Source organism: Candidatus Kurthia intestinigallinarum (assembly GCF_003991225.1).
GTDB classification, from domain to species: domain Bacteria; phylum Bacillota; class Bacilli; order Bacillales_A; family Planococcaceae; genus Kurthia; species Kurthia populi.
In genome coordinates this window covers 1-1,748 of record NZ_JTFC01000237.1, presented here as the reverse complement: position 1 = coordinate 1,748, position 1,748 = coordinate 1, and the positions used below count along the sequence as shown (strand labels likewise).

Here is a 1,748-nt window from a genome sequence, read left to right as displayed (position 1 = left end):
ATTATTTTTCTTTGAGTAGGAATACAAATGGTTAAGATTGACAATAGTAGATGATGCACTGATTTACGTCATTGAAGAGGGAAATTTCGGTTTCAGCGGTTTCGATGATATAACTTGATCCAGCTGCATCATGAGCGGAATGGAGCGTTTCAGCTTCAGCTGGAAAGAGATATAGTTTAACTAAGACAATGGTTAATTTATTTGTAGGCATAGAAATAGCATCTCGTTTGATTGATACATTTATCGTACCGAGTAGCCGATTTTGTCTACTCTTATTTATAGTTAACTTTATTTACTTGATTGGCCTTCAAAAGTTCAAATATATTTACAAAATCATCTAACATTTCCATCGTCAATTTAAAATCTGTTTCTTCATTTTTAACTTCTTCTCGATGAATCGAAGGAAGATCTGTTATTAATCGATTACGCGGACGTTCTGGTAATTTAAAATCTTTCTGATGAAAATAGAACTTATTCTCAATGCCATAAAGCTGCAGGATTTTTTCAATGTTGTTCAAAATATCTCCTTCACCATTTAACAGATTTTCGAAATCTTCTTTTGAAATATTTGTTTTTTCAATGAACCAACTATTTGAGCGTTGTGTAAAATTAATAAATTGCTGCAGGTTTTTAATAATAGTTTCTTTTGATTGATTATCCATTAGATTCCTTCCTTTACTGCGTAACATCATTTATATATTCTAAAAGTTTTGCCTTTCTTAAATGACGTCATTTATCTGAATTATAGATAAATTAGTTTTAAGACATTATAAATTCAAATTTTATCCATATTTAAAGATATCACAAAACGAGAACGTATGCTCTGTTTTTGTAAACTCTCATAATAACCCGTTACGCGTACTTGCATACGTATTTTGCTAAATTTCTCAAACTCATATAATTGATATCAGATTTCTATATAAAGAAAGAGCAGCTAAAAAATAAGCTGCCCTTTCAGTCAATAATTTATTTATGCGTGTAGCTTCTCTATACAATATTGTAGTTCTGCTTCAGATAAATAATCTAATTCACGGTCCAACAACGAACGAATTAAATCATCTATGCTTTTACAATCTCTAGACATTTTCAAATATCTTAAGATATCAATTACTTCGGTTGACATTCTAATTGAAGATGAACTGCTAAGCTCTACTTTTTTATAATTTCGAAATGTATCCAATTTTTGTTCATTCCCTTTTATCTGTTTTTCTTTTTCATTCATGATTTCCATTCTACTTAATAGTTCCTCCGCAATACGTATATATGTAGCGTGTATATCCTGATCTTGCGTATTTTGTTGGAGGGATGTTATGCCTGAAGTACCGTACTGTTTTATACGCTCTGTCTGTTTCACACAATCAGGTAGCAGAAGATTTTCATCAAAATCTTTCTCAATATCTTTTAATATATCGTTGTCTATAAGTGCATTGGTTTTAAGCATTACTGGTAAAATCCCTAGTACAGCAATGTCCGTATTTAATTTTTCAATAGATGTTTCTAAATAACTGAACATCTTTTTTGCGCCTTCTAGCGAGTGTTTTTGCGTCTGTACAACAAAAACAGCGTAATCTGAGGCACACAGCGCAACATCTGTGACAATAGAAATTGTTGGAGGGATATCAATGACGATAATATCGTATTTAAATTTAATCTTTTGTAGGAGCTCAGAAAAGTACCAGAGTTCCTCACTTTTATTTTGTAAAGGCAACGTATCTGCCCAATCTATAATTTGGTCATTGTGAGGCAAC

Annotated in this window: 2 protein-coding genes; both read right to left on the bottom strand. The window is 31.5% G+C overall.

The genetic code is table 11. The features are described from left to right. Positions 1 to 272: 272 nt before the first annotated feature. Positions 273 to 662: a hypothetical protein gene (locus QI30_RS20140; protein WP_126992160.1), complete on the bottom strand. Its 390-nt coding sequence runs from the start codon at positions 660 to 662 to the stop codon at positions 273 to 275. 308 nt (positions 663 to 970) lie between these two features. Next, the coding region (locus tag QI30_RS20135; RefSeq protein ID WP_158621118.1) for a ParA family protein at positions 971 to 1,748 on the bottom strand (778 nt) is incomplete at its 5' end.